Consider the following 25,191-nt stretch of genomic DNA (forward strand, 5'->3'; position numbering starts at 1 on the left):
CTCACGCCCGGAGCCGCACCAGCCACCGCACCCACCACCGATCCCCGAGGAGCTCTCCTCCGCATGGAACGCCTCGACACCGCCACCCGCCCCACGCGCCGCCCCTGGACCCTGCGCGCCTCCAGTCCGCGTCCGGCCCCGGCGCCGCTGCCCGCGGGCCACCCCCTGGCCTGGTTGGACCGCGCCGCCGAGCGTCGGGCCAGCGCCGGGCTCACCCGTCGGACGGTGCCCCGCTCCTCTTCGGACGACCTGCTGGACCTCGCGGGCAACGACTACCTCGGGCTCATGCGGCACCCCGCCGTGCTGGCGGCCGCCGCCGACGCCGTCCACACCTGGGGCGCGGGCGCCGGGGGTTCGCGTCTGGTCACCGGCGACACCGAACTCCACGCGGAGCTGGAACGCGAGCTGGCCGAGTTCCACGGGGCCGAGGCCGCCCTGGTGTTCTCCTCCGGGTACGCGGCCAACCTCGCGATGGTGGCGTCGCTCGTGGCCCCGGCCCCCGACGACGTCGAACCGCCGCTGGTGGTGTGCGACCAGTACAACCACGCCTCCCTCATCGACGCCACACGGCTGGCACGGGCGGCGGGGGCTCGCGTCGCGGTCTTCCGCCACCGCGACACCGACCACGCCGCCGAACTCCTCTCCGAGGGCCGGGGGCGGCGCCTGCTGCTCAGCGACACCGTGTTCTCCGTGGACGGCGACCTCACCGACGTCACCGCCCTGGCGGAGGCGGCGCGCGGTCACCAGGCGGCGCTGCTGCTGGACGACGCCCACGGGCTCGGTGTGCTCGGCCGGGGAGGACGCGGCGCCGTGGGCGGGACGGCGCTGGGCGCGGCCGACGACGTCGTGGTGTCGGTGACCCTGTCCAAGTCGCTCGGCGCCCAGGGCGGCGCGGTCCTGGGTTCTCGACGGGTGATCCGTCACCTCGTGGAGACGGCGCGGACCTTCGTGTTCGACACCGGTCTGGCCCCCGCCTCGGTGGGGGCGGCGCTGGCCGCCCTGCGCGTGCTGCGCGCCGAGCCCTGGCGGGCCGGGACCGTGCGGGCCCGTGCCCGTGAACTGGCCGAGGGCCTGCGCGAACGCGGGCTGGAGGTGAGCCAGCCGGACGCGGCCGTGGTGTCGGTTCTGGCCCGCTCCCCACAGGAAGCGCTGGCCTGGCGAACGGCCTGCCACGAGGCGGGTGTCCGAGTGGGCTGCTTCCGGCCGCCGTCGGTCCCGGACGGCCGGTCCCGGCTGCGTCTGACCGCCCGCGCCACCCTGGACAAGACCGGTATCCGCCGTGTTCTCGACGTCATCGAGACAAACCGCCCCGGGTAGTCTGGCCTGTGGATCAGGGTGTGTCGGCCGAGCGCACCCCACTCGCCCCGCGACTCTGGGAGGCGGTAGTAGATCGTGTCAGCGCGTGATGGTGACCCCCGGGAGCCCCGGGAACCGGAGGGCCCGGAGGACCCCGCGAGGACCCCTGCCCACGGCGATCCCGTGACCGACTCCGAGTCGACCGGGCCCGAGAGCGTCGGCCCCGCGGCCGATCCCGAGTCGACCGATCCCGAGTCGACCGGCCCCGAGACGGCCGGGTCGGGGGCGACCGAGAGCGAGGAGAGCGGCCGGTACCGCCGACGCCGTCGTCGCCGCCGCGTCACCCTGGTCACCGTGTCCGTCCTGGTCCTGACCCTGGTGACGGTCCTGGCCGTGCCCACCAGCCGCGACGCCCTCATGCGCCTGTGGTGCGACACCACGAGCGGCGTGTGCCCCGGCGAACCCCTGCCTCCCATCACCGAGGACGAGGAGGAGGACTGGCGGGTCCGGTTGGAACCGGACGAGGCCGCGCTCTGGGGCAACTACGTCTCCCTGGGCGACTCCTACTCCTCCGGCGACGGTGCCGGAGAGTACGAGGAGGGCACGGCCGAACCCGGCGAGTGCTGGCGCTCCGAGCACGCCTACCCCAGGGTCATCGAGGAGGAGTTCTCCTTCGACGGCGCGCTGGGCTTCTACGCGTGCAGCAGCCACAAGGGCTCCGACATGCTCAGCCAGGTCGGCACCCCCGAGTCGCAGCTCGAACGCGTCACCGAACACACCTCGCTGGTCACGGTCGGGATCGGCGGCAACGACCTCGGTTTCATCCCCGTCCTGCGCACCTGCATCATGCGGATGCCGTTGTTGGAGCGGACCGCCTGCACGGACCAGGAGGACGAGGTCATCGAGCGGATGGACGCGTTCGAGGAGACCCTCACCGAGGTGCTCGGCCAGATCCGCGACCGCGCCCCGGACGCCCGCGTGCTGGTCCTGGGATATCCCCGACTCTTCCCGGAGCAGCCGCCGGGCATGTACTACACGCTCTCGCAGAGCGACCAGCTGTGGCTGAACTCGGTGGCCCAGCGGTTCAACGACCGGATCAGGGACACCGCCTACCAGGTGGACGGCGACGTGTACGGGTCGCGACAGGTGGGCAGCGTCGAGTTCGTCAACGTCTTCACCGCGTTGAAGGGGCACGAGGTCAGCGAGGACGACGCCTGGCTCAACGGGATCGTCCTCGGCCAGCTGGGTGAGGGCCTGCGCGTGGACCGGGCGAGCTTCCACCCCACGGCCCAGGGCCAGCGCTCCATCGCCGAACGCGTGCGGCTCCAGATCGAGGAGGGGCCCGAACGCGTGCTGTACGCCTCCCGGGAGACCCTGGACAGGGTCGACGCCGACGTCCTGCACACCGAACTCGGCGGCCCCCTGGACCCGGTCAACGTCGTCCCCGACACCGACGAGGCCGAGGCGAACGAGGCCGAGGCGAACGACGGCGAGGGGGACGGCAACGGTGCCGCCGAGGCCGGGGCCGGTTCCTGACCCTCGACCGACGCTGGCCGAACGCGGCGGTGCCCCCCCCCGGAGCGTTCCGGGGCGGGGCCCCGCCGTTCCACCCTCACACGGGCGGGGGAACGGCCGCTGCTACCGCCGCTCCGCCCTGAGCTCGGCGAGGACCTCGCCGAACCGGTCCAGCCCCCAGTTGAGGTCGTCCTCGCTGATCACCAGCGGCGGGGACATCCGCACCGTCGAACCGTGGGTGTCCTTCACCAGCACACCGTGTTCGGCGAGCCGCTTGCACAGTTCCTTGCCCGAGGCCAGCGCGGGGTCGACGTCCACGCCCGCCCACAGGCCGATGCTGCGCGCCGACACCACACCCTCGCCGACGAACCCCTTCAGCCTGCGCCGGAGCACCTCGCCCAGCTTCCTGGCGTTCTCCAGGTAGGGACCCTCGGTCAGCATCCGGACGACCGTCTGGCCCACCGCCCCGGCGAGCGGGTTCCCACCGAAGGTGCTCCCGTGCTGCCCGGGCTGGATGACGCCGAGGACGTCCTCGTCCGCGACCATGGCCGACACCGGCAGGACTCCACCGCCGAGCGCCTTGCCGAACAGGTAGGCGTCCGGGACGACACCGGTGTGCTCGCAGGCTCGGATCGTGCCCGTGCGCCCGAGTCCCGACTGGACCTCGTCGGCGATGAACAGCACCCGGTTGGCGTCGCAGATCTCACGGATGCGGGGCAGGTAGTCGGGGGGCGGCACGATCACGCCCGCCTCGCCCTGCACCGGTTCGATGAGCACCGCCACCGTGGTCTCGTCGATGGCGTCCTCGACGGCCCGGGCGTCCCCGTAGGCCACTGAACGGAAGCCCGGCGTGTAGGGGCCGAAACCCGTCTTCGCCTCGGAGTCGGAGGAGAACGAGATGATCGTGGTGGTGCGGCCGTGGAAGTTGGCCCCGGCCACGACGATGGTCGCCTGGTTCTCCGGGACGCCCTTGACCTCGTAGCCCCACTTGCGGGCCACCTTGATGCCGGTCTCCACCGCCTCGGCACCGGTGTTCATCGGCAGGACCTTCTCCTTGCCGACCATGTCGGCGAGGGCGCTCACCCACGGGCCGAACTGGTCGTTGTAGAAGGCCCTGCTGGTCAGCGTCACCCTGTCGAGCTGGGCGTGCGCCGCCGCCAGGAGATCCGGGTTGTGGTGGCCGAAGTTCATGGCCGAGTAGCCGGCCAGACAGTCGAGGTAACGCCTGCCCTCCACGTCGGTCACCCAGGCGCCTCGGCCCTCGGCGATCACGACGGGCAGGGGTGAGTAGTTGTGTGCGGACCTCGTCTGTGCGAGTTCGATGTGGTCCGCGCTGGAGAGTCCCTGTCCGCCGGGGTTTCCGGCGGAGTCCTGCTGTCCCAGATTCTGGGTGGTCATCTAAGCCGCTCCGATCACCATCGACCGATGTCAGACACTAGATACCCACCGTGGGGCCCTGTAGAGCCCCATGGCGGGATCTCCAAGAGTTGAGCAGATGATCCGGTGAGCCCACAAGGGGTGGTGAAGATCACCGGTCGGCGCCCGGGCCCGAAACCCCGGGGCCTCCCGGGCCGACACCCCCACTGAGCGGGAGCGGCCGGGCGGGGTCCGCTCCGGGGGTGACGGGGGACGGTTACGCAGGTGACGCGGTACACAGCCCCGACGGCGATCGGGTGAGGCCCCGACGGGTACGTTCGCTCGTAACCAGCCACAGCCGCCACGAGCGCCCCGCGCCGAGGACGGCCGTTCACGAACGTCAGGGAGGTCATCAGACGTGCCCCAACACGCGTCCCCGGACACCCCCTTCTCCCTTGCCAACCTCATGACGGCGGTGACCGACGCCGTCCCGGACCGGGTCGCGCTGGTCGCCGGACCCCGCCGCCTCACCTACCGCGCCCTGCTCGACCGTTCCACCCGGCTGGCCCGGCACCTGGTCACCACCGGTGTGCGCCCCGGGGAGAACGTCGCGATCCTGTCGTTCAACCGCGCGGAGTGGGTGGAGTCGTTCCTGGGCGTGCTGCGCGCGGGCGCGGTGCCGGTGAACGTCAACTACCGGTACGTGGCGGGCGAGCTCCGGCACGTGCTCTCGGACTCGCACGCGGTGGCGCTGATCGCCGAGGACTCCCTGGCCACGACTGTGGCGGCGGTCCGCTCCGACCTGCCGCGCCTTCGGCACGTGCTCCTGCTGGAGGACGGCGCGGAGCGCGACGCGTCGCTGGACGGCGCGGACTACGAGGAGGCGCTCGCCGCGCACGGCCCCGACTCCGAGCACGGCGCGGTGGAGCTGCCCGAGACCAGTGGTGACGACCACTACCTGCTGTACACCGGGGGCACCACCGGCTACCCCAAGGGCGTCCTGTGGCGCCAGGCGGACGTCTTCCGCGCCGCCGTGGAGCGGCGCGAACCGGGAGCCCCCCGCGCCGGGACCCCTCTGGACGTTGCCGGACGCGCCGCGCGCTGCTTCCCTCTGCGCATGCTCGTGCTGGGTCCGCTCATGCACGCGGCCGGGCAGTGGAACGCGCTGAGCATGCTGCTGTGCGGCAAGAGCGTGGTGCTGTCCACGGACCGCAGTTTCCGCGCGGACCGCGTGCTGGAGCTGGCGCACCGCGAGGGCGTGCACGCCGTTCAGCTGGTGGGCGACGCGATGGCCCGACCTCTGGCAAGGCACCTGCTCACCGAGCCGGACCTGTGTCCCGACCTCACTTCGGTGCGCTCCGGCGGAACCCCGCTCACCCCCTCGGTGCGCGGGCTGTGGCGGGCCTGGCGCGAGGACGTCGCCCTGGCCGACGCCTACGGCGGATCGGAGACGGGTGTGTGCGGTTCGGCCACCGCCCCCGACGAGCACACGAGCGTGGCGGACTCCACCGACCGGCGCAGTTTCACCATGGGTGGGAGCATCGCCGTGCTCGACGGCGCCCTGCGGCCGCTTCCGCCCGGGTCGGTCGAGGTCGGTCGGATCGCCCGGACCGGCCGGATCCCGCTGGGCTACTACAACGATCCGATCGCCACCGCGCGCACGTTCCCCACGGACGGTGAGGGGCGTCGCTGGGCACTGTCGGGTGACTACGGCACGCGGGCAGGCGACGGTTCCATCATGCTGTTGGGCAGGGGCAGCGTGGTGATCAACACCGCCGGGGAGAAGGTCTACCCCGAGGAGGTGGAGGCCGTGCTGAAGGCGCACCCCTCGGTGGAGGACGTGATCGTGGTACCCGCCCCGGACGAGCGACTCGGGCAGAGGGTGACGGCGCTGGTGTCCCTGGCCTCCGGTTCCGCCCCGGACGAGGGTGCGCTGCGGGCGCACTGCCGGGTGCGTCTGGCCGGGTTCAAGGTGCCCCGGACCGTGCACTTCGTGGACCGTGTGCGGCGCACGGCGGTGGGCAAACAGGACTATCGCTGGGCCGCTTCGGTGGCCGGTGAGGACCCGTCCGCGCCCGCCGTTCCGAGCTCGCACCTGTCCGGTTCGCTCCGGAACTGATGCCGTGCTCCGCGGCCCCTTCGTCACGATCTGTTTTCGGACTAAGGACCGTGCGGGCTGATACCTGGCCAAAACCCCGGTTCTCGGGGCGCTCGGACGCCTTCACCCCGTCCGGCGCCGCTAGAATTGGCGCTGCCCGGCCCGGGGCCTGACGGCGCTCCTCCCCCATCGCACGGCCCGGGCGGCAAACATCCGCGCGGCCGGACATCGGACCGGTGGAGGTCGTCCCCGCGACCCGCGCGGTACAAGCACCCCTTTGACCCCGCCGGTCGAGCGCTCACGCGCGACCGGTGGCCCCATCAGGACGGAGGACGGCGCCCCCTCCCGGGAAGCTCCCGGGCCCGCGCCCGACAACATGGCCAAGTCAGTAGGCTCCTACATCTTCAACGCGGTGCGCGGCGGGGCCGTCGGCACCTCCGAGGCTCTGCCCGGCATCAGCGGCGGCACGGTCGCACTGATGGTCGGCCTCTACGACAAGCTGATCGGTGGCGCGGGCCACGTGGTCAGCGGCATCAAGCGCTACGTCACGGACGTGCCCCGGGGGCGTGGCAAGGAGCGGGCCCAGGAGCAGTTCCGCCAGGTGGACTGGAGCGTCCTCGTCCCCGCCCTCATCGGCATGGGCGTCGCACTCATCCTGGCCGCCATCTTCCTCGCCCCGCTGGTGGAGGTCTACGAGCAGTACGCCTACGCGCTGTTCTTCGGCCTGGTCCTGGCCTGCCTGTGGATCCCCTACACCGGTGCGGGCAAGAAGTGGAAGGCCTGGCACTACGGGGTCGCCCTCGTCTTCGCCGTGCTCGCCTTCCTGCTCACCGGACTGCCCGGCGCCAACCTGCCCACCCACCCGGTGATCGTCTTCTTCGCCGCGGCCGTGGCGATCTGCGCCCTGGTGCTGCCGGGCCTGTCGGGCTCGTTCATCCTGCTGACCCTGGGCCTGTACGAGCCGACCATGGCCGCCCTGCGCGGGGCCGACCTGCCCTACATCACGGTCTTCGTGCTCGGCATGATCACCGGCCTGGCCCTGTTCGTGAAGGTGCTCCAGTTCCTGCTGGAGAACCACCACCACATCACCCTCGTGGTGCTCACCGGTCTGATGGCCGGTTCGCTGCGTGCGCTGTGGCCGTGGCAGGACGAGAACCGCGACCTGCTTCCGATGACCGACGTCCCCGTGACGATCGCCTTCGCCGTCGGCGGCTTCGTGGTGGTCGTCGGCATGATCATCTGGGAGCAGCGCAAGCACGCCCAGCAGGCGCGGGTGGAGACCCACCACCACAACGTCACCGTCTGACCGCGCGCGGAGGGACGGTCCGCCCCGGCGGACCGTCCACTACAGTCGGAAACACCACAAACCAACAGTGATGCCGGGGCCGCGAGGCCCCGGTGGCGCGGGGTGCCGGAGAGACTCCTCCCGGCTGAGAGCACACCCGTCGAACCTGCCCTAGTTCGTACTAGCGAAGGAACGCCAATGAGCGCGTACAACGTCGTGTCCATCGCCGGAAGCGATCCCAGCGGGGGTGCCGGTGTCCAGGCCGACCTGAAGTCGTTCTCCGCCCACGGGGTCTTCGGGATGACCGTGGTGACGGCGTTGACCGCCCAGTCCACACGCGGGGTCACCGGGGTACACGGTGTCCCCGCGTCCTTCGTCACCGACCAGATGGACACCCTGTTCACCGACGCGACCGTGCACGCGGTCAAGGTGGGGATGCTGTCCACGTCCGAGGTCACCGAGGCCGTCGCGGCCGCCGTGGACCGCTACGAACTGCCGAACGTGGTCGTGGATCCCGTGATGGTGGCCAAGAGCGGTGACCGCCTCCTGGAGAGGTCGGCGATCGAGGCGCTGCGCACCGTCCTGCTGCCGCGCGCCGACCTTCTCACCCCCAACCTTCCCGAGGCCGCCGACCTGCTCGGCGAGACCGAGGCCACCAGCCTGAAGGAGATGCGCGGGCAAGCCGAACGCCTCCTCGAACTCGGTCCGCGCCGCGTCCTGCTCAAGGGCGGCCACCTGCCCGGCGAGGAGAGCGTCGACCTGCTGGTCGACGGGGTCTCGGAGCCGGTGGAGTTCCGGTCCGACCGCGTGGCCACCCGCAACACCCACGGCACCGGCTGCACCCTCTCCTCCTCGATCGCCGCCCTGCTCCCCCAGCGTCCGGACGCGGTGGCCGCCGTGGCCGACGCCAAGGCCTACCTGACCGAGGCCCTACGCCGCGCCGACGAGATCGACGCCGGCGGCGGCCAGGGGCCTGTGCACCACTTCCACGCCTGGTGGTAGCGGACCGGCGCCACGCGAAGGGGGGACCGGCCGTTGCGGCCGGTCCCCCCTTGTCGTCGGCCCGGGGACCCGTCCCCCGGCCGAGCGCGGACTACTTGTTGACGTCGTCCATGATCACGTCCGGGTTCCGCCACTCGGGGTGGCCGAAGAACTTCCGTGTCTCCGCGACCACCACCGGCGAGAGCAGGATCAGACCCACCAGGTTGGGCAGCGCCATCAGACCGTTGGCGATGTCGCTGAACAGCCAGACCGACTCGATGCTGGCGGTCGCGCCGACGTAGACGACCGCGATGAAGACCAGACGGTAGGGCAGGACCAGGAAGCGCTTGCCCTTGGCCAGGTACACCATGCAGCGTTCACCGTAGTACGACCAGCCGAGGATGGTCGTGTACGCGAAGATCGCCACCGCGCAGGCGATGAAGACCACGCCGAAGGAGCCCAGGGCCGGGCTGAGCTGGCCCAGGCCCTGCTCCATCGAACCGGAGGTGAGCAGGACACCCTTGTTGTCCGGGTCGTACCCGGCGCTCTCGGGGGCGTTCCACAGGCCGGAGGTGATGATCATCAGGGCGGTCAGGGTGACCATGATGATCGTGTCGATGAAGGTCTGCGTCATCGACACCATGGCCTGCCGGACCGGCTGGGTGGTCTTGGCCGAGGCGGCGGCGATGGCGCCGGTGCCCAGACCGGACTCGTTGGAGAAGATGCCCCGGGCGACACCGGTGCGGATGACCAGCATAAGCGCGGCACCCGCGAATCCGCCCGCGGCGGAGGTCCCGGTGAACGCGTCGGTGAAGACGAGCTGGAAGGCGGGGAGCAGCTGGTCCCAGTTGATCATCAGGACCAACAGGTTCATGAAGATGAACCCGATGATCATGAACGGCACGATCGCGGAGGCGAACCGGCCGATGCTCTTGATGCCGCCGAGGATGACGATGGCGACGAGGACCATCAGGACGACACCGATGATGCGGGGGTCGATGCCGGTGATGTTGTTGATGGAGCTGGAGACGGCCTCCGCCTGGGTGCCGTTGCCGATGCCGAAGGCGGCGATGGCGCCGAAGACCGCGAAGGCCCCGCCGAGGAAGACGCCGAGGCCGCCGGGCAGACCGTGGCGGAGGTAGTACATCGGGCCGCCGGCCTGCTCGCCCTTCTCGTCCCTGGTCCGGTACTTGACCCCCAGGAGCGCCTCGCTGTACTTGGTGGCCATGCCCACGAGGCCGGTGACCCACATCCAGAACAGGGCGCCCGGGCCGCCGATCCCGATGGCCAGACCGACACCGGCGATGTTGCCGACGCCGACGGTGGCCGCCAGGGCCGTGCTGAGCGCCTGGTAGTGCGAGATGTCGCCCTCGGCCTGGTCGTGGTCCTCCTTCCGCCGGACCAAGGCGAGCCAGAGCGCGTGGCCGAGCTTGGTGAACTGGAGCAGTCTCAACCTGACGGTCAGGAAGACACCGGTCAGGAGCAACAGGGGAATGAGGACGTACGGTCCCCAGATGATCTCCGACAGGACGCCGGCCATCTCTAGGAGGTGGTCCACTGAGGACCTCTCTTTCGGTGATTGCATGGGGTAGGGGGAACCAGCGGTGATGGGGGAACCAGGGCCCTCGGAAACACGTTGGAATCGGTGGGCACTACTCGGTATCGGGAAAGAATGGCACTGACGCGTAACAAACAAATCACGTGAGGTCAGAATGCGCGTTACGACTCATGAACGCACACTCGACCCTCCGACCGCGTCAGTCACAGGGGGCAACCGTTACCCCTGGCCCCCTCCCCCGTCCTCGCCCTCGGCCTCGGCCTGAGCCAGGGCGAGCCGGCTGAGCACGGCGGCCGCGGCGTCGGGGTCCGCCCCCTGCCCCACGGCCACACCGAGCAGGTAGGTCGTGAGCGGGGCCGCCGGTCGGGCCACGGAGTGCGCGGCGTCGCGCGCGAGGTCGAGGATCCGGTCGACGTCGGCCTTCTCAAGGGGATCGGTTCCCGCGAGGTCGAGTTCTGCGCGGACCAGCTCGGCCCATTCCACGAGTGTCACCACACGGCTCCTTGGGGTGTCGGTTCGGTCGGGTTCGGCGATCACGGCCATGGCGGGGTCACCCGTCGGTCAGTCGACCGTGCGGACGGCGTCATCACCTGATCGGCCAACCCGTGTCGGCCCTTCGGGCGGGGTTCTCCCGCCCGGCGGCCCGGGTTCACTCCCCGACCCTAGCGTCGGAGGCAGCCACCACTCGGCGTGACACATCGGCGTTGGGAGCCCCGCATGTCCCCCACACCCCCGCCCACCGTCCCCCGCCCTCCCCTGCGGGTGGCCATCGTGACCGAGTCCTTCCTCCCGCAGGTCAACGGGGTCACCAACTCCGTGTGCCGGATCAGCGAGCACCTGGCCGCCGAGGGCCACCAGGCGCTCGTGCTGGCCCCCGGGCACGGTCCCACGACGTACGCGGGCTTCCCAGTGGTGCGGACGCCCGCGCTGCCCCTGCCCGTGTACCGCGACTTCCCCATGGGCCTGCCCGTCCGGCGGACCATGACCGCGGCGATCAGCGCGTTCGCGCCCGACGTGCTGCACCTGGCCTCGCCCGCGCTCTTCGGGGCGACGGCGGTGGACGTGGCCCGCAGGTGGGCACTACCGACCGTGGCGGCGTTCCAGACCGACCTGCCCGGGTTCGCCGGACGTCACGGCCTGCCCGGTGCCCGGGCGCTGTGGCCCCTGCTCCACCGGGTCCACTCGGCTGTGGACCGCACGCTGGTGCCCTCCTCATCGACCATGGAGGCACTCTCCGGCCGGGGGTTCCCCCGGCTGGACCTGTGGCGGCGGGGCGTGGACACGGTGCGTTTCTCCCCCGACCACCGGTCCGAGGAGCTGCGCCGGAGGCTGGCCCCCGGCGGGGAGGCGATCGTGGGGTACGTGGGCCGTCTGTCCCGGGACAAGCGGGTGCACCTGTTGGGCCACCTGGCGAGGCTGCGGGGGATGCGGCTGGTGGTGGTCGGGGACGGCCCGGACCGCGCCCGGCTGCGCCGTCTGCTGCCGGACGCCGTGTTCACCGGGCAGCGGACCGGGGCGGACCTGTCACGGCTGTACGCGTCCCTGGACGTGTTCGTGCACACGGGCGCGGACGAGACCTTCTGCCAGGCCGTGCAGGAGGCGCTGGCCTCAGGCGTACCGGTGGTCGCCCCGGCTGTGGGCGGCCCCGTGGACCTGGTGGCCAACGGGCACAACGGGCTGTTGTACGGGCCGGACTCGGTCCGTGAGCTGCGCGTGGCCGTGGGCAGGTTGGCGCACAACCGCGAGGTGCGGGCCCGGATGGCGGCCGTGGCCCGGACCTCGGTGGCGCACCGCACGTGGCGGTCGGTCAACGAGGAACTGGTGGGCCACTACCGCGCGGTGATCGCTCCGAGCCACGAGCTGGCCGCCCGCCGCGACCGCGTGAAGGTGGGAAACGCCTGACCACCGTGCCGGAGAAGGCGGAACGGGACCCTCCCTGGGAGAGATAGGGAGGGTCCCGTTGGTGGTGACCGCCTCACCCCGTATAAGAGAGGCGGGCACGATCTGGGTGCGGACGCCCGGTCAGTGGACCGGCTGGGCGACCGCCATCGGTACCGGGATCACCGTGCTGGGCGCCTGGGCACCGCTGCCCGGTTCGGACAGCACCGACCCGAGGACCTCGGTGAGCCGGTCCAGGTGGGCCCGGATCCACGGCAGGGCGAGCGGGTTCTCCGCGGACAGCGCCGCGTACCGTTTGTCCTCGGTGTCCCCGTACAGGAGGCTGGTGGCCACCCGCATCCGCAGCGCGGCGGGGCTCTCGCCGAACTCGACGGCGGGCAGCACGCCCATGCCGTGCTGCTCCAGGAGGAGCCCGGTCAGCTCCGGACCGGTGGTCACCCCGTGCAGGGCGGACAGCCGCTCGCGGACCGGCTCGAAGTCCGGGTAGAGGTAGAAGGCGGCCCTGGGCGGCGAGACGAGGGCCCCGGCTCCGGTGAAGACGTCGGCGACGGCGCGGGCCACGATGCCGTGCAGGCGGCGGCTGCGGTCCACGTGGTCACGCAGCTCGGCGGGCTCGGCGAAGGCGTGCGCGGCCGCCTGCTGGACGGGCGCGGCCGGGCTGGACCAGATCTCGCTGGCCACGCCCAGGAGGCCGCCGCGCAGACGGTGGCCGATCTCGGAGTCGGGCAGGCGCAGGACGCCGATCCGCCAGCCGCCGAGGGCCAGGTTCTTGCTGAGACCGGTGGAGATGACGGTGCGCTCGGGGGCGTACTCGGCGGGGCTGTGGACGTCGGCGCGGTCCTGGCCCCGTTCGTCCACGTGGACGAGGTCGCGGTAGATCTCGTCGGAGATGATCACGAGGTCGAGTTCGCGGGCGACCTCGGCGAGTCGACGCACGGTGTCGGCCTCGGCGACGGTGCCGGTCGGGTTGTCCGGGATGGTGACGATCACCGCGTTGACGGTGCGTCCCTGCTCACGGGCGTCGGTGACGGCCGCGTGCAGCAGATCCGGCTGGGGTACCCCGCCCTGGCCGGTGGCGGTCGGCACCATCACGGGGCGCTGGCCCACGAGTCGGCTCTGCGCGGCGTAGCTGACCCAGCTCGGAGCGGCGATGGCGGTGTCCCCGCCGATCTCCAGGAGCAGGCTGTAGAGCAGCGGCTTGCTGCCCGGGCCCGCGATCACCAGGTCGGGGTCCGTGGGCAGGCCCCGACGGTTCCAGTAACCGGCGGCGGCCTCGCGCAGTTCGCTGGAACCGGCGACGGGCCCGTAGGAGTTGGCCGAGTTGCTCGCCGTGAGCTGGTCCCGCATGACCGGGTGCACCGGCAGACCGGCCTCACCGAACCCGAGCGGAAGCACGCGCACCCCCTGGCGGCGTTTGTCGTTGAGGGCTTCGTTCACGGCGAGGGTGGCGGACACAGTGACGGTCATGGATGACTCATCTCCGGCTTTTCGTTAGGCGCTGACCACCGGTTGAGCTGGGCTCTCGTCCAGCTGGTGGCCTCTCACCCAACAGCCTGCCCAGCTCACGCCATCAGTACAAGCGAGTCTTTTCGATGCTGAGCATAAGATGACCTAATGCTTGACCTTAGACGACTCCAGCTCCTCCGGGAGTTCAGCACGCGCGGCACCATCGCCGCGACCGCGCACGCCCTGGGATACACGCCTTCCGCGGTGTCCCAGCAGCTCGCCACACTCGAGCGCGAGACGGGGGTGGCTCTCCTGGACCGGTCCCCGCGCGGCGCCGAGCTGACCGACGCCGGGCAGTTGCTGGTCAACCAGGCCGAGGAGATCCTGGCCCTGGTCGAGGCCGCCGAGTCGGTGCTGGCCGAGCAGTCGAACATCGCCCTGGGCGTGGTGACGGTGACGGCCTTCCCGACCGCCGCCGTGGCCTTCGCGCCGTTGCTGGCCCCACCCCTGCGCGAGTACCAGGGCATGCAGCTGGTGCTGCGGCAGACCCTGCTGGCCACCGGCACCCAGAAGGTCCGCTCGCGCGAGGTGGACGTCGCCCTGGTCGACGACTGGTCGGGACAGCACCCGGGCCGTGGGCCGGACAGCGGCCTGCGCCACGTGCACCTGTTGCGGGACCCGATGGTGCTGGCGGTCCCGGAGGGCCACCGACTGGCCGACCCGGAGGTCCCGCTGGTGCTGGACCAGATGCTCAGCGAGTCGTGGATCGTGGCGCCGGAGGGTGAGCGTTCGCGCCACGGCACGGAGAAGCTGTTCGCCGAGGTCGGCGGGTTGCCAGCGGCGACATGGGAGTTCGAGGGACTGGGCACGATCCTCAGTCTGGTCTCCAGGGGGATCGGGATCGCGGCGGTCCCGGCTCTGGCCATGGTGGGCGCACCGGCGGGCCTGGTGTACCGGCGGTTCCCCTCCTCACCGGAGCGGCACGTGTACGCGGTGCTGCGCCCGGCCTCGCTGCGGCGCCCGGCCGTCCAAGTGACCCTGTCGGCGCTGCGGGAGGCCGCGCGCAGCGTGGAACGTGAGCTCAGCCCGGTCTTCCCGCGCGTCCAGGGCCCACGGTGACGAAGGCCCCGCGGGCGGACACACGGCCCGCCCCCTCAGGGGACGGGCCGTGTTCGATGTTCTCTCGGTCGCTTCCGGTGGCCCACGGGGGCACCGGTCACGGATCGCTGCTCCGTCTGCGCGCCTTGTCGATCCTGCGGCGGAGCTTGCGACAGACGTGGCGAGCTCGGTCACGGTCGTCGCGGGCGTTCCACCAGCGCGCGTAGGCTTCCAGTCTTCTTTTGCGCAGGGAGTCCAGCTCGGCCTCCATCCGGTTCACCCGGTGCTCCAGGTCGATGCGTTCTCTCTCGAACGACGACATGTCGCGCTCGTGGAAACCCGCCTCACGTTCGGCACTGGACAGCCGATCGTTGAGACCCTCAGTGACGTTTCCACCCCTGGCGATCCGGCTGGGGCCGGCCTGTCCGCTGATGCCTTCGAACCACACAGTTCTGGTCTTTCCTGTGGCGGCCCAAGATCACCGATCGCTACGCAAAGAATGCAGAAAGTGTTCAAAGTGGACTTTTGGGGTTGGCTCCCTGGACACGACCCTCCGGGCTAGGCCACCATGACCCGCTCGGACTTCGCGTCGCCCTGGCCCCTCCCCTGGAGCCGCCGGTAGGCGGCCTCGAACCGCTCCAACGACCGGTGGTGGTCGTGCTCCAGGGCGATCTCCCTGCTGGCCCGCCCCAACTCCTCGCGCCGCAGATCCGAGCCGAGCACCGACAGCAGACGGTCAGCCAGGTGCACGTGGTTACCCGGCGGGAACAGGAATCCGTTGCGCCCCTCCTCCACCAGGTGCGGCAGCGCCATCGCGTCCGCGGCCACCACCGGCAGGCCCGTGGACATGGCCTCCAGGGTCGCGATGCTCTGGAGCTCCGCCACGCTCGCGATGGCGAACACGTCCGCCGCCGCGTAGACCAGCGGCAGTTCCTCGTCCGGGACGAACCCCAGGAAGTACACCCGGTCCGCCACGCCCAGCTGGGCGGCGAGCGCGCGCAGCTCCCCCTCACGCTGTCCGGTCCCGGCCAGCACAAGCTGGGCGTCCCGCTCGGACGTGGTCAGGGCCAGTGCCCGGATCGTGTCGTCGATCCGCTTCTCCTCGTCCAGCCGCCCCACGAAGACCACGGTGTCCCTGTCGAGCAGGCCGAACCTGTCCCTGGCCGCCGCGCGGTCCCGGGCCCGGGGATGGAAGCGGTCGAGGTCGATCCCGCAGGAGATCGCCTCGATCCCGCGCGCGAACCCGCGCTCCCGCAGGAGTTCGGCGGCGCGGGGTGTCGGGGTGGTCACGTGGTCGGCCTCCGCCGCCACCCGGAGCATGTCCCGCCAGGCCAGGGAGCCGGCCGCGCGCTGCATCGGTCGCGGCACATGGGCGTGCGCGTACAGGTTGTCCGGCATGAAGTGGTTGGTCAGCACGACGGGGATGCCCGCCGACCGCCCCCGGCGCAGGGCCGAGCGGCTGAGGGTGAAGTGGCTCTGCGCGTGGACGACGTCGGGGTCCAGCCGCCACAGGAGGCGCGATATGTGTCCTCCCATGCCCAGGGGAACCGCCGCCCGCATGGAGGTCTGGAAGGGGATCGGTGCCGAGCGCAGACGGTGCTCGGTGACCTTCCCGTTGACGGTGACGTGGGGGTCGCCGTGTTCGGAGGGGCACACCACGTGCACACGGTGCCCGCGGTCGGCCAGGCCCTCCGCCAGGCGGTACGTGAAGTAGCCGGCGCCATTGACGTCGGGCGGGTAGGTGTCCGAGGCGATCAGGACGCGCAGTGGACGGTTCGACTGTGCCATCTGGGAACTCCCTGTTTCAACGAGTGCGGCTGCTGGAGGTGGAGGAGGTCCCGGTGTCGCCCGGCGCCTCGTCCGCCTCGGGGTTGCGGTGGCGGGACCGGGCCAGGGTGACCGTCCCCGCGAAGGCGAGCAGGGCGAAGAGCACCGCCCCGATCTGTTCGATCGGGGTGTCCGGAGCGCCCTCGCCGAGCAGGATCGCGCCGATCCCGACACCGACCACCGGGTCGGCGATCAGCAGGGTCGCGTAGGCGGCGGCGAAGTGCCCGGTCCGGTAGGCGTTCTGGAGCAGGAGAGCGCCGAAGACCGCGGTGGTGACGGCCATGACGGTGAGCCAGCTGAGGAGGTTGACCGGGTCCGCCACCGCGTTGGAGGTGATCACGCGTGCCAGGCCCGAGGTCGTGCCGAGCGCCGCGCCGCCCGCCGCCGCGAGCAGAAGGGCGCGCAGGCCGCTGGGCAGCCAGTGCGCGGTCACGAACACCAGTCCCCCGGCGGCGATCATGCCGCCGGACAGCCAGAGGGCGGTCTCGGTGGACATGACCGGCTGTTCGGAACCGTGCGGGAAGGTCATCAGCACGCCCACCAGGCCGACCATCACGGCGATCCCGGCCAGGATCTGCGCGACGCGGACCCGCTGCCGGTTGAACACGGCGGACAGCACGATGGCGAACAGCAAACCGGTGACACCGATCGGCTGGATGATGGTGAGCGGCGCCCCGCTGAGGGCGAGCAGGTGGAGGGAGGCCCCCAGAACGACCGCCCCGCTACCGAGGAGCCAGCGGGGTTGGCGCAGCAGGTGCAGGAGGAAGCCCGCCCGCGCGACCCTCTGCCCGGGGGCGCGCACGGCGTCGCGTTCCTGCAGGGCCGAGCCGAGGGCCAGGGCGAAGGCCCCGGCCACGGCCATGAGTACGTGCCAGGGCATCAGGCGCACCACCCCTTGGAGGCCGAACCCGTCTCCGGCGTTGCGCGCATCACCGCATCCCCCGTCACTCGGTACTCACCCGCGACTCCCTGGAAACCGGGCACGGGCAAAACAGTACGGAGGGACGGCGTGCTCCGGCGATAACGCCACCCCCCGTCTTTCTCGTAGTGTCGTCCCCACCTCTCGGGGACGGGCACGCACCCGTCACGCGCGTGTGTCACTCCCCCGGTTTCGGCACCGTCCGGAACCCGTTCTCCTCCCCTACCCGTCCCGCAAAAGCCGGGGGGTTAAGAGTCCTAGCGGGTCAAGAGTGGGTATTGGGTGGCGCGAATAGCCGAAGCCGCGCGGACCGATTGCCCGGGCCCCTGTGCCGCCGTTGCGGGACGTGACACTATGTCCGGGTATTGGTCTAGACCGGACAGGAGCAGTGCCGCGTGCCTGAGAATCCCCACCCCGATCCCCTTTCCCTGCTTCCCCGTCCCCGGGAGCTGACCACCGACGGTTCCGGTGGGCTCACCCTGACCTCCGCCACCCGGGTCTCCGCGGACCACGCCGCCCAGGGCACGCTCTCCTGGCTCCAGCGCGAACTCGGCGCGGCCACCGGTCTTCCCCTGGCCACCGGCGACGAGGAGGACGCCCAGATCCGGCTGAGCGTCGACCCGGGCGCGGGACTCGGTCGGGAGGGTTACCGCCTGATCATCGACTCAGAGGGCGCGATCGTGGTGGGCAACGAGCCCGCCGGGGTGTTCTACGGTGTGCAGACCCTGCGCCAACTGCTGCCAACCGACGCCTACCGCACCACGGCCCTGGGCGGCGCCGAGTGGCGGCTGCCCGCGGTGAGCATCACCGACGCCCCGCGCTTCCAGTGGCGTGGCGCGATGCTCGACATCGCCCGCCACTTCCAGCCCAAGCGCGAGATCCTGCGTTTCATCGACCTGCTCGCGCTGCACAAGCTCAACGTGCTGCACCTGCACCTGACCGACGACCAGGGCTGGCGGGTCGAGATCCGCCGCTACCCGAAGCTGACCGAGGTGGCCTCCTGGCGCACCGAGAGCCAGCTGGGCGCAACCAAGCCCGCGACGTTCGACAACCGCCCGCACGGCGGGTTCCTCACCCAGGACGACATCCGCGAGATCGTCGCCTACGCCGACGCCCGACACGTCGCGGTGGTCCCGGAGATCGACGTCCCGGGCCACTCGCAGGCGGCCATCCACGCCTACCCCGAGCTCGGCGAGGTCGGCGAGATCCCCGTCGGCACCCAGTGGGGCATCTTCGAGGAGATCCTCGGGGTCACCGACAACGTCCTGGAGTTCTACAAGAACGTCTTCGACGAGCTCATCGAGCTGTTCCCCAGCACCTACGTCCACGTGGGCGGGGACGAGGTCCCCAAGACCCAGTGGAAGAACAGCGCCTCCGCCCAGCAGCGGATCAGGGACGAGGGCCTGGCCGACGAGGACGAGCTCCAGAGCTGGTTCATCCGCCAGCTCGACGACCACCTCACCCAGCGCGGCCGACGCCTGCTGGGCTGGGACGAGATCCTGGAAGGCGGACTCGCGCCGGGCGCCACGGTGATGTCGTGGCGCGGCGAGGAGGGCGGCATCGCCGCGGCCCGCGCGGGCCACGACGTGATCATGGCTCCCACCGCCACCTCCTACCTGGACTACAAGCAGTCCGAGCGGCCGGACGAGCCGGTGCCGGTGGGCACGCTCCTGCGTCTGGAGGACGTGTACGCGGGCGACCCGGTCCCGGCGGACCTGTCCGAGGAGGAGGCCCGGCACGTCCTCGGTGGCCAGGTGAACCTGTGGAGCGAGCACATCGACAACGCCCGCAGGCTCGACTACATGGTCTTCCCCCGCCTGACCGCCTTCGCGGAGAAGGTGTGGACCGAGGGGGACCGCGACTTCGCCGAGTTCGAGCCGCGTCTGCGGCACCACCTCCGCAGGCTCGACGCGGCGGGTGTGGAGTACCGGCCCCTCGACGGCCCGCGCCCCTGGCACACCCGCCCGGGTCTGTACGGCTGGGGCTACCAGCCCGGCCAGGAGGCCCCGGAGCAGGGTCACGCCGGAGCCTAGCCACCCCACCGTCGGGGCCGGTTCCGCGCCGAACCGGCCCCGACGGCCCGGTGTCAGAAGTACGTGGCGACGGCGTCGACCACGCGGTACTCGTCGTCGACCACCGGGATGACCTTCCAGCGGTCGAAGGCCGTGCACGGGTGGGAGATGCCGAAGGACACCAGGTCCCCGGGGCGCACCCCCAGTTCCTCGGGCACGTCCAGGTAGGCGTGGTGGTCGTTGAGGTTGGTGACCTCGACCCCCTCGGCACGGACCACCGAACCGTCACCCCGGCGCAGGACGCGCGGGACCGGGAAGCCCTGGTCGGAGTTGGCCTCGCGGCGGCCCATCCCGGCGATCGCCCGCCCCTCCTCCGGGGTGGAGGTGACCTGCGCCCACAGCTCCAGGGCCCCGGACAGGGCGTCGCCGCCCTCGGGCAGGCGGTTGTACGGCGTGGTCCGCCGGTACAGGCCGTCGTCGTGGGCGACGTAGGCCCCGCTGCGCAGGATCGGCGTGACGTCCTCGCGGCCGCCGATCTCCTCGGCGACCACGTCGAACCACGCGCTGCCGCCCACCGACAGGACCGGGCTCTCCAAGCCGTGTTCGGCGGTCAGGGAGGCGGCGTCACCGAGGAGGTCGCGCAGGAAACCCCGCACTCCCTCCGCGTCGCTCAGCGAACCCTCGTACCCCGCCACTCCGGCCAGTTCCAGACCCGGGGCCCGCACGACCTGCCGCGCGATCTCCAGCACCGCGTCGCGCGTGCGGCAACCCGTCCGGCCTCCGGGCGTGCCGCGCTCCACCATCACCCGCAAGGGTCGGCCGCCGTCGCTCCCCACCGCTTGGGCCGCCAGTTCGACCCCCTCGGAGGAGTCGACGTAGAAGAGGAACTCGAAGTCCGGGTCGGCGTCCTGCTCGGCCGCCGCCCAGCTCAGGACCCGGGGGTCGAGCAGCTCGTTGGCCATGAGGACGCGCTCCACCCCGAACCGGCGGAAGTCCAGGACCTGGTTGGCGGTGGCGGCGGTGATCCCCCAGGCGCCCGCGTCGAGCTGGCGCTGGGTGAGCACGGGGGACATCGCGGTCTTGCCGTGGGGGGCGAACAGGAGTCCGTGGCGGCGCGTGAACTCGGCCAGCGCGGCGATGTTGCGGTCCAGGGCGGAGGCGCGCAGCACCATGAGCGGCCAGGTGAAGGGGCCGGTGAACAGGTGGTCCCCGCGTGCGGCGAACTCGGCCAGGGTGACGGGTTCGCCCGGCCACCACAGGCCCTTGGTGCGCCAGTCGACGTGTTCCTGGGGAATGCACAGCCGGTCGCTCACAGTGGCCTCCGCTTCCTCTTCGGGTGGGTTCGCGACCGATCATCCCACCCTGGGGTGCCGGGGCACATCCCTCCGGGGCGGGGTTGACGAGCGCCAAGACGGCGGGACCCGCCCGGCGCGTGCCGGGCGGGTCCGTCGGTGTCGGGACCGGACGTCAGTCGGCTACCGGCGCTCCGACCGGCTCGGCCTCTTCCTCCCTGGTCCCGCCCGACCCGGCGAGGAAGTCCTCGATGGCCTTCTGGCCCCGGTCCGGGTAGTCCGTGATGAAGCCGTCCACGCCCATCGCCAGGACCCGCCCCATCACGCTGGGGTCGTTGATCGTGTAGGGCATGATCTCCATGCCCGCGTCGTGCACACGTCGGACGTAGGCCGCGTCGATGGTGGTGTGGTTCGGGTTGATCATGTGCGCCCAGTCGAACTCGGCGATCCGCGACTCCGGAACCTTGCCGAGCAGCGCGTGCGGCAGGGAGGGCAGGAGCTTCTTGGAGCGCTCCGTGAACTCCCAGTCGAAGCTCTGCACCACGATCCGGGACGGCTGGTCGGGCGCGTTGGGCAGCAGCCAGTGCGGGTGCCGTGCGAGTTCGTCGGAGATCCGGTTCTCGATGCCCGGGTACAGGGCTGGCTCCTTGACCTCCAGGAGCAGGTTCATACCGTGCCGCTCCAGGCGGTTCAGGGCCTGGCCGAGTTGCGGAACGCGCTCTCCGGCGAACGAGCCGTCGAAGGACGAGCCGGCGTCGAGGCGCCGGATCTCCGCGAGCGTGAAGTCGCCGACGTCGTAGGGCGCGCGGTTCGGGAAGACCTTGGCCACGTTGGTGGTGCGGTCGAGGCGGGTGTCGTGCATGAGGACCAGCTGGTCGTCGGACGTGAGCTGGACGTCCACCTCCACGGTCTCCGCACCGAGACGGTGGGCCGCGTCGATCGCAGCGATGGTGTTCTCGGGTGCGTGTCCGGAAGCACCTCGGTGGGCGACGGCGATGAGGGGGCGGGACTGTGACGGCTGGGACGGAAGAACACTGGCGCCGGGGCTCACCCGCTGCGCTGTGGCGGCCTTGGTGACCGTGACCGCCTCGGCGGTCGCGGCCGCGGGGACGGCGAGCGCTGGGCTCGATCCCATGGCCAACATGAGTGATACGGCTCCGACTACGAATCCGATGCGCTGGTGCACCGGGCCTCCCAAGTACGCGTGGACTGGCCGACTGCTACCTCAGGGTGAGTGCGCTTGGTGACCGGACGGTGACCATACGCGGAGCAGCCGGTGATCCGACGCCCATCTTCTGGTGGCGGCGCGCCCTTCGGGCAACGCGGAACCCCACTCATCAATCTCACCCTATGTAGGCAATTGATCGCTTCATGTCCGATTTTTGACTGTAAGCCCCCTCAGTAATCACCCAGGGTCCTGAGAACATCACGAGTAGTAGTCGATGGGAAGGAACCTTCATGCGCAAGCACCACACGAGGTGGGTCGCGCTCTTCAGTGCCGCCGCGATCTCGACGACGGGGCTGGTCGGCCTCTCCGGACCCGCGGCCGCGAACGACGCGGACGCGCCCACGCTCAGCTGGCCGGTCGTGAGACAGGGGGTGTCCACGTACGGCATCGACGGGTTCGAGATCACCTACCTGCCCGCCGGTCTGGAGCGGTACGGCATCAACGCCACGTCCACGACCGACCGCGTGGGCAACCGTCAGTCCCAGATCTCGTGGGTGCAGGGCCCGGACCAGCTGTACGGACGGGTCGCGGTGCTTCGCTCCGAACGCCTCCAGGATCTCGAGGACCTGCGCGAGAGCCGCTACAGCCACCTCTCCGAGAGCTCCCTGGAGGAGGTGGCGCCCGGCGGGGCCTTCGAGCACGGCGCGTACCTGTCCGAGGAGACCGGCGACCTGTTCTGGGTGGAGCGGCCGGGCGTGGCGGTGGCCACTCACCTCCAGCCGGAGCGCTGGGAGAGCGCGGAGCTGGTGAGGCTGGCCGAGGCCGTCATCGAGGAGTCGGCCCCACAGGAGTCCGGGGCCGAGGAGCCGACGGCCGAGGATGCCGACGTGGTCGCGGCCGAGGAGAGCGCCCCGGCCGAGGACGCCGCCGACGAGGTGGCCGAGGCAGCCCCCGCGGAGCCGGTCGAGGAGGCCCCGACCGAGGAAGCCCCGGTTGAGGAAGCCCTGGTCGAGGAGGTCCCGGTCGACCAGGTTCCGGCCGAGGAAGCACCCGCTGAGGAGGCTCCCGTGGACGAGGAGGTGGTCGACGGCGCCGAACTCGACGAGCTCACCCCGGTCGAGGAGGCTCCCGTGGAACAGGCTCCGGTCCAGGAGGAGGCCCCCGCCGAGGAGGCTCCCGCCACGGAGAACACGGCCGACGAGGCCACCCCGGCCCAGGAGGGGACCGCGCCCCAGGACCAGAACCTCCCCGAGAACGCGTCCTCGCGTGAGGTCAGGACCTGCCTGACCGGGCACTTCGTCGACTTCGGCTCCGGCGAGACCCAGCTCGACCCCGCCCGGATGACCCGGACCAGCGGCGAGTTCGTCGAGCGGGCGCTGTCCGGTGCCGACCTCGGCGACGCCGAGCGCGACCGTCTGCTGGCCACGGTCTGGTACTACGGCCACGAGGACGACAAGGTGGCCGCCACCAACGACTGCGCCAACCAGCTCGGACTGGAGCGCAGCGAGGTCGAGGACGCCGTCGCGGAGGTCTCCGGAATCATCGCCGAGCTCGTCCGTGAGGCCAACGAGAGCGTGTCCAGCTCGATGGACGAGGTCCGCAGGACCAGCGGTGAGGCCGCCGAGGTCCAGCCGGTGACGGACCCGGTGGGCGCCGAGGAATGGGCCGAACTGTGGGACTCCCTGCCGTGGTCCATTCCGGTGGAGAATTCCTGAACCTCACTGCCTGACCTGCGATGACCGAAGCCCGGTCGCGGCACCGAACGTGGTCGCGGCCGGGCTTCGGTCATGCCCGGACCCGGGTTGCCCACACCCGCTTGGCCGCGACCGACAACCAAGGTCCCGAACCCCTGATCATCCGACATCCCGGTCCATCCCATGCTGTACCGTCACCCACGTTCGGCCGGTTCCACCGAGACCCGGTCGGCGCCCCGTCCTCCGCCCCGGAGCGACACCCCAGACGGGCGGCGAACCCGCCCTCCCCCGTCCGCAGGAGGACAGCGCACATGTCCGGATTCACCACCCGACCCCAGCTCCGCGGCGACTTCGGGATGGTCGCCTCCACCCACTGGCTGGCCAGTGCCACCGGCATGTCCGTCCTGGAACGCGGTGGCAACGCCTTCGACGCGGCGGTCGCGGCGGGCTTCACCCTCCAGGTCGTCGAACCCCACCTGAACGGCCCCGGCGGCGAGGTTCCCGTCATCTTCCAGGCCCGGGGCGGGTCCCCGCGCGTACTGTGCGGTCAGGGCGTCTCCCCCGCCGACGCCACCATCGGGGCCTTCGAGGGCCTGGGCCTGGACCGCGTGCCCGGCAGCGGTGTCCTCGCCGCCACCGTCCCCGGCGCCTTCGACGCCTGGATGCAACTGCTGCGCGACCACGGCACCGTGTCCGTCCGCGAGGTCCTGGACCACGCCATCGGTCTGGCCGAGCGCGGCTACCCCGTCCTGGGCCGGATCGCCACCGCCCTCGAAGCGCTCACCCCGGTGTTCTCCCGGCACTGGGCGGGCTCGGCCTCCGTCTACCTGCCGCACGGCACCGCCCCGGCCGCCGGAACACGGCTGCGCAACCCGGCGCTCGCCGCCACGTACAGACGTGTGGTCGCCGAGTCCGAGGCGGCGGGCGGCGACCGCGAGGCCCAGGTCGAGGCGGCGCGCCGCTCCTGGTACCGGGGCTTCGTCGCGGAGGCGATCGGCGCCTTCCTCGCCGGTCCTGTCCCCAACAGTCACGGCGAGCCCGAGCAAGCCCTGCTGAGCGCGCAGGACATGGCCGACTGGAGCGCCACCTACGAGGACACCGTCAGCACCCCCTACGGCTCCCACACCGTGCACAAGACCGGACCCTGGGGGCAGGGGCCCGTCATGCTCCAGCAGCTGCGCATGGCCGAGGCCGCAGGGGTCGGCACCGACGCGCGCCGGGGTGTGAGCGCGGACTTCGTGCACCGGAGCACCGAGATCGCCAAACTCGCCTTCGCCGACCGTGAGGGTTGGTACGGCGACCCGGTCTTCACCGACGTCCCGCTCAAGGAACTCCTCAGCTCCGACTACGCCGCCGAACGCGTGCGGGGGATCGACGGGGAGCGCGCCAACCTGGAGCCGCGCCCCGGAGCGCCGGGGGGCCGCGTCCCCTTCGAGGCACCGGTGTACCTGCCCGGGCAGACGCCGGGCGACCGCACCACCGGTGAGCCCACCGTGCGCGACGCCGCCGGACAGACCCCCGCCGACCTGCGCGGCGACACCTGCCACGTGGACGTGGTGGACGCCGACGGCAACATGGTCTCCGCGACCCCCAGCGGCGGTTGGTTCAGCAGCTCGCCGCTCATCCCGGAACTCGGGTTCCCGCTCGGCACCCGGGCGCAGATGTTCTGGCTCGACCCGGCCTCGCCCAACGCGCTCTCACCGCGCCGCCGCCCCCGCACCACCCTCTCCCCCACCTGTCCCTTATA

The 25,191-nt window shown here is 71.4% G+C and carries 19 protein-coding genes and 1 riboswitch; of the genes, 10 read left to right on the plus strand and 9 right to left on the minus strand.

Features of this window, described 5'->3' with window-relative positions; translation table 11 throughout:
• Positions 1–63 precede the first annotated feature (63 nt).
• Entirely contained in the window at positions 64–1,317 is a 1,254-nt protein-coding gene (locus ADX84_RS20650) for an 8-amino-7-oxononanoate synthase (RefSeq protein ID WP_049578046.1), read from the plus strand.
• A 75-nt stretch (positions 1,318–1,392) separates the two neighbouring features.
• Positions 1,393–2,832 (plus strand): SGNH/GDSL hydrolase family protein, encoded by a 1,440-nt coding sequence (locus ADX84_RS20655; protein WP_049578048.1) that lies wholly within the window; start codon positions 1,393–1,395, stop codon positions 2,830–2,832.
• 102 nt (positions 2,833–2,934) lie between these two features.
• On the opposite strand, the gene rocD is transcribed toward ADX84_RS20655, so the two are convergent.
• A complete protein-coding gene (gene rocD, locus ADX84_RS20660; protein ID WP_049578049.1) occupies positions 2,935–4,209 on the minus strand; it encodes an ornithine--oxo-acid transaminase in 1,275 nt (424 codons plus the stop codon).
• 376 nt (positions 4,210–4,585) lie between these two features.
• Between rocD and ADX84_RS20665 the strand changes: the two genes are divergently transcribed.
• From ADX84_RS20665 to thiD, 3 genes are all read left to right on the plus strand, one after another.
• A complete protein-coding gene (locus ADX84_RS20665) occupies positions 4,586–6,286 on the plus strand; it encodes an acyl-CoA synthetase (RefSeq protein ID WP_082206665.1) in 1,701 nt (566 codons plus the stop codon).
• Between the two features lie 355 nt (positions 6,287–6,641).
• Positions 6,642–7,571, plus strand: a complete 930-nt coding sequence (locus ADX84_RS20670; protein WP_049578078.1) for a DUF368 domain-containing protein — start codon at positions 6,642–6,644, stop codon at positions 7,569–7,571.
• A gap of 88 nt (positions 7,572–7,659) precedes the next feature.
• Positions 7,660–7,760, plus strand: a riboswitch (TPP riboswitch).
• Positions 7,749–8,552: a bifunctional hydroxymethylpyrimidine kinase/phosphomethylpyrimidine kinase gene (thiD, locus tag ADX84_RS20675; RefSeq protein ID WP_049578055.1), complete on the plus strand. Its 804-nt coding sequence runs from the start codon at positions 7,749–7,751 to the stop codon at positions 8,550–8,552. It overlaps the preceding riboswitch by 12 nt.
• 91 nt (positions 8,553–8,643) lie before the next feature.
• Here the strand turns inward: thiD and ADX84_RS20680 are convergent, their stop codons facing one another.
• Both ADX84_RS20680 and ADX84_RS20685 read right to left on the minus strand, forming a co-directional pair.
• Positions 8,644–10,089 carry a sodium:alanine symporter family protein gene (locus tag ADX84_RS20680; protein ID WP_049578057.1) on the minus strand — a complete coding sequence of 482 codons (1,446 nt, stop codon included), beginning with the start codon at positions 10,087–10,089 and terminating at the stop codon, positions 8,644–8,646.
• Positions 10,090–10,308: 219 nt separating this feature from the next.
• Complete coding sequence (locus ADX84_RS20685; RefSeq protein WP_049578081.1) at positions 10,309–10,581, minus strand: DUF6457 domain-containing protein; 273 nt, start codon at positions 10,579–10,581, stop codon at positions 10,309–10,311.
• 225 nt (positions 10,582–10,806) lie between these two features.
• On the opposite strand from ADX84_RS20685, the gene ADX84_RS20690 reads away from it, so the two are divergent.
• Positions 10,807–11,991 carry a glycosyltransferase family 1 protein gene (locus tag ADX84_RS20690; RefSeq protein WP_049578059.1) on the plus strand — a complete coding sequence of 395 codons (1,185 nt, stop codon included), beginning with the start codon at positions 10,807–10,809 and terminating at the stop codon, positions 11,989–11,991.
• Between the two features lie 120 nt (positions 11,992–12,111).
• Here ADX84_RS20690 and ADX84_RS20695 read toward each other — a convergent pair whose 3' ends face one another.
• Positions 12,112–13,455, minus strand: a complete 1,344-nt coding sequence (locus ADX84_RS20695) for a pyridoxal phosphate-dependent aminotransferase (protein ID WP_049578060.1) — start codon at positions 13,453–13,455, stop codon at positions 12,112–12,114.
• 147 nt (positions 13,456–13,602) lie between these two features.
• Here ADX84_RS20695 and ADX84_RS20700 point away from each other — a divergent pair, with 147 nt between their 5' ends.
• Positions 13,603–14,553 (plus strand): LysR family transcriptional regulator, encoded by a 951-nt coding sequence (locus ADX84_RS20700; protein WP_049578061.1) that lies wholly within the window; start codon positions 13,603–13,605, stop codon positions 14,551–14,553.
• 97 nt (positions 14,554–14,650) lie between these two features.
• On the opposite strand, the gene ADX84_RS20705 is transcribed toward ADX84_RS20700, so the two are convergent.
• The 3 genes from ADX84_RS20705 to ADX84_RS20715 all read right to left on the minus strand — a co-directional run bounded on the left by ADX84_RS20705 (position 14,651) and on the right by ADX84_RS20715 (position 17,239).
• The gene (locus ADX84_RS20705) at positions 14,651–14,980 is read right to left on the minus strand and encodes a hypothetical protein (RefSeq protein WP_049578062.1); all 330 of its coding nucleotides are present in this window, start codon (positions 14,978–14,980) and stop codon (positions 14,651–14,653) included.
• A gap of 110 nt (positions 14,981–15,090) precedes the next feature.
• Positions 15,091–16,320 carry a glycosyltransferase gene (locus ADX84_RS20710; RefSeq protein WP_049578063.1) on the minus strand — a complete coding sequence of 410 codons (1,230 nt, stop codon included), beginning with the start codon at positions 16,318–16,320 and terminating at the stop codon, positions 15,091–15,093.
• Between the two features lie 16 nt (positions 16,321–16,336).
• Positions 16,337–17,239, minus strand: coding sequence for a DMT family transporter (locus ADX84_RS20715; protein WP_199776653.1), 903 nt, complete (start codon positions 17,237–17,239; stop codon positions 16,337–16,339).
• A gap of 434 nt (positions 17,240–17,673) precedes the next feature.
• Here ADX84_RS20715 and ADX84_RS20720 point away from each other — a divergent pair, with 434 nt between their 5' ends.
• Positions 17,674–19,311, plus strand: coding sequence for a beta-N-acetylhexosaminidase (locus tag ADX84_RS20720; RefSeq protein ID WP_049578065.1), 1,638 nt, complete (start codon positions 17,674–17,676; stop codon positions 19,309–19,311).
• Between the two features lie 53 nt (positions 19,312–19,364).
• Here ADX84_RS20720 and ADX84_RS20725 read toward each other — a convergent pair whose 3' ends face one another.
• Complete coding sequence (locus ADX84_RS20725) at positions 19,365–20,603, minus strand: alanine racemase (RefSeq protein WP_049578067.1); 1,239 nt, start codon at positions 20,601–20,603, stop codon at positions 19,365–19,367.
• Between the two features lie 154 nt (positions 20,604–20,757).
• A complete protein-coding gene (locus tag ADX84_RS20730) occupies positions 20,758–21,726 on the minus strand; it encodes a glycerophosphodiester phosphodiesterase family protein (RefSeq protein WP_049578069.1) in 969 nt (322 codons plus the stop codon).
• 314 nt (positions 21,727–22,040) lie between these two features.
• Between ADX84_RS20730 and ADX84_RS20735 the strand changes: the two genes are divergently transcribed.
• A complete protein-coding gene (locus ADX84_RS20735; RefSeq protein ID WP_049578071.1) occupies positions 22,041–23,465 on the plus strand; it encodes a hypothetical protein in 1,425 nt (474 codons plus the stop codon).
• Between the two features lie 290 nt (positions 23,466–23,755).
• The coding region (locus tag ADX84_RS20740) for a gamma-glutamyltransferase family protein (protein ID WP_049578074.1) at positions 23,756–25,191 on the plus strand (1,436 nt) is incomplete at its 3' end.

Origin of the sequence: Nocardiopsis sp. SBT366 (assembly GCF_001083815.1) — a bacterium.
GTDB lineage: Bacteria > Actinomycetota > Actinomycetes > Streptosporangiales > Streptosporangiaceae > Nocardiopsis > Nocardiopsis prasina.

Coding starts and splice junctions, on each gene's coding strand:
- ADX84_RS20650 (WP_049578046.1), top strand. CDS start 64: ATGGAACGCCTCGACACCGCCACCCGCCCCACGCGCCGCCCCTGGACC.
- ADX84_RS20690 (WP_049578059.1), top strand. CDS start 10,807: ATGTCCCCCACACCCCCGCCCACCGTCCCCCGCCCTCCCCTGCGGGTG.
- thiD (WP_049578055.1), top strand. CDS start 7,749: ATGAGCGCGTACAACGTCGTGTCCATCGCCGGAAGCGATCCCAGCGGG.
- ADX84_RS20735 (WP_049578071.1), top strand. CDS start 22,041: ATGCGCAAGCACCACACGAGGTGGGTCGCGCTCTTCAGTGCCGCCGCG.
- ADX84_RS20730 (WP_049578069.1), bottom strand. CDS start 21,726: ATGTTGGCCATGGGATCGAGCCCAGCGCTCGCCGTCCCCGCGGCCGCG.
- ADX84_RS20695 (WP_049578060.1), bottom strand. CDS start 13,455: ATGACCGTCACTGTGTCCGCCACCCTCGCCGTGAACGAAGCCCTCAAC.
- rocD (WP_049578049.1), bottom strand. CDS start 4,209: ATGACCACCCAGAATCTGGGACAGCAGGACTCCGCCGGAAACCCCGGC.
- ADX84_RS20715 (WP_199776653.1), bottom strand. CDS start 17,239: ATGCCCTGGCACGTACTCATGGCCGTGGCCGGGGCCTTCGCCCTGGCC.
- ADX84_RS20700 (WP_049578061.1), top strand. CDS start 13,603: ATGCTTGACCTTAGACGACTCCAGCTCCTCCGGGAGTTCAGCACGCGC.
- ADX84_RS20670 (WP_049578078.1), top strand. CDS start 6,642: ATGGCCAAGTCAGTAGGCTCCTACATCTTCAACGCGGTGCGCGGCGGG.
- ADX84_RS20710 (WP_049578063.1), bottom strand. CDS start 16,320: ATGGCACAGTCGAACCGTCCACTGCGCGTCCTGATCGCCTCGGACACC.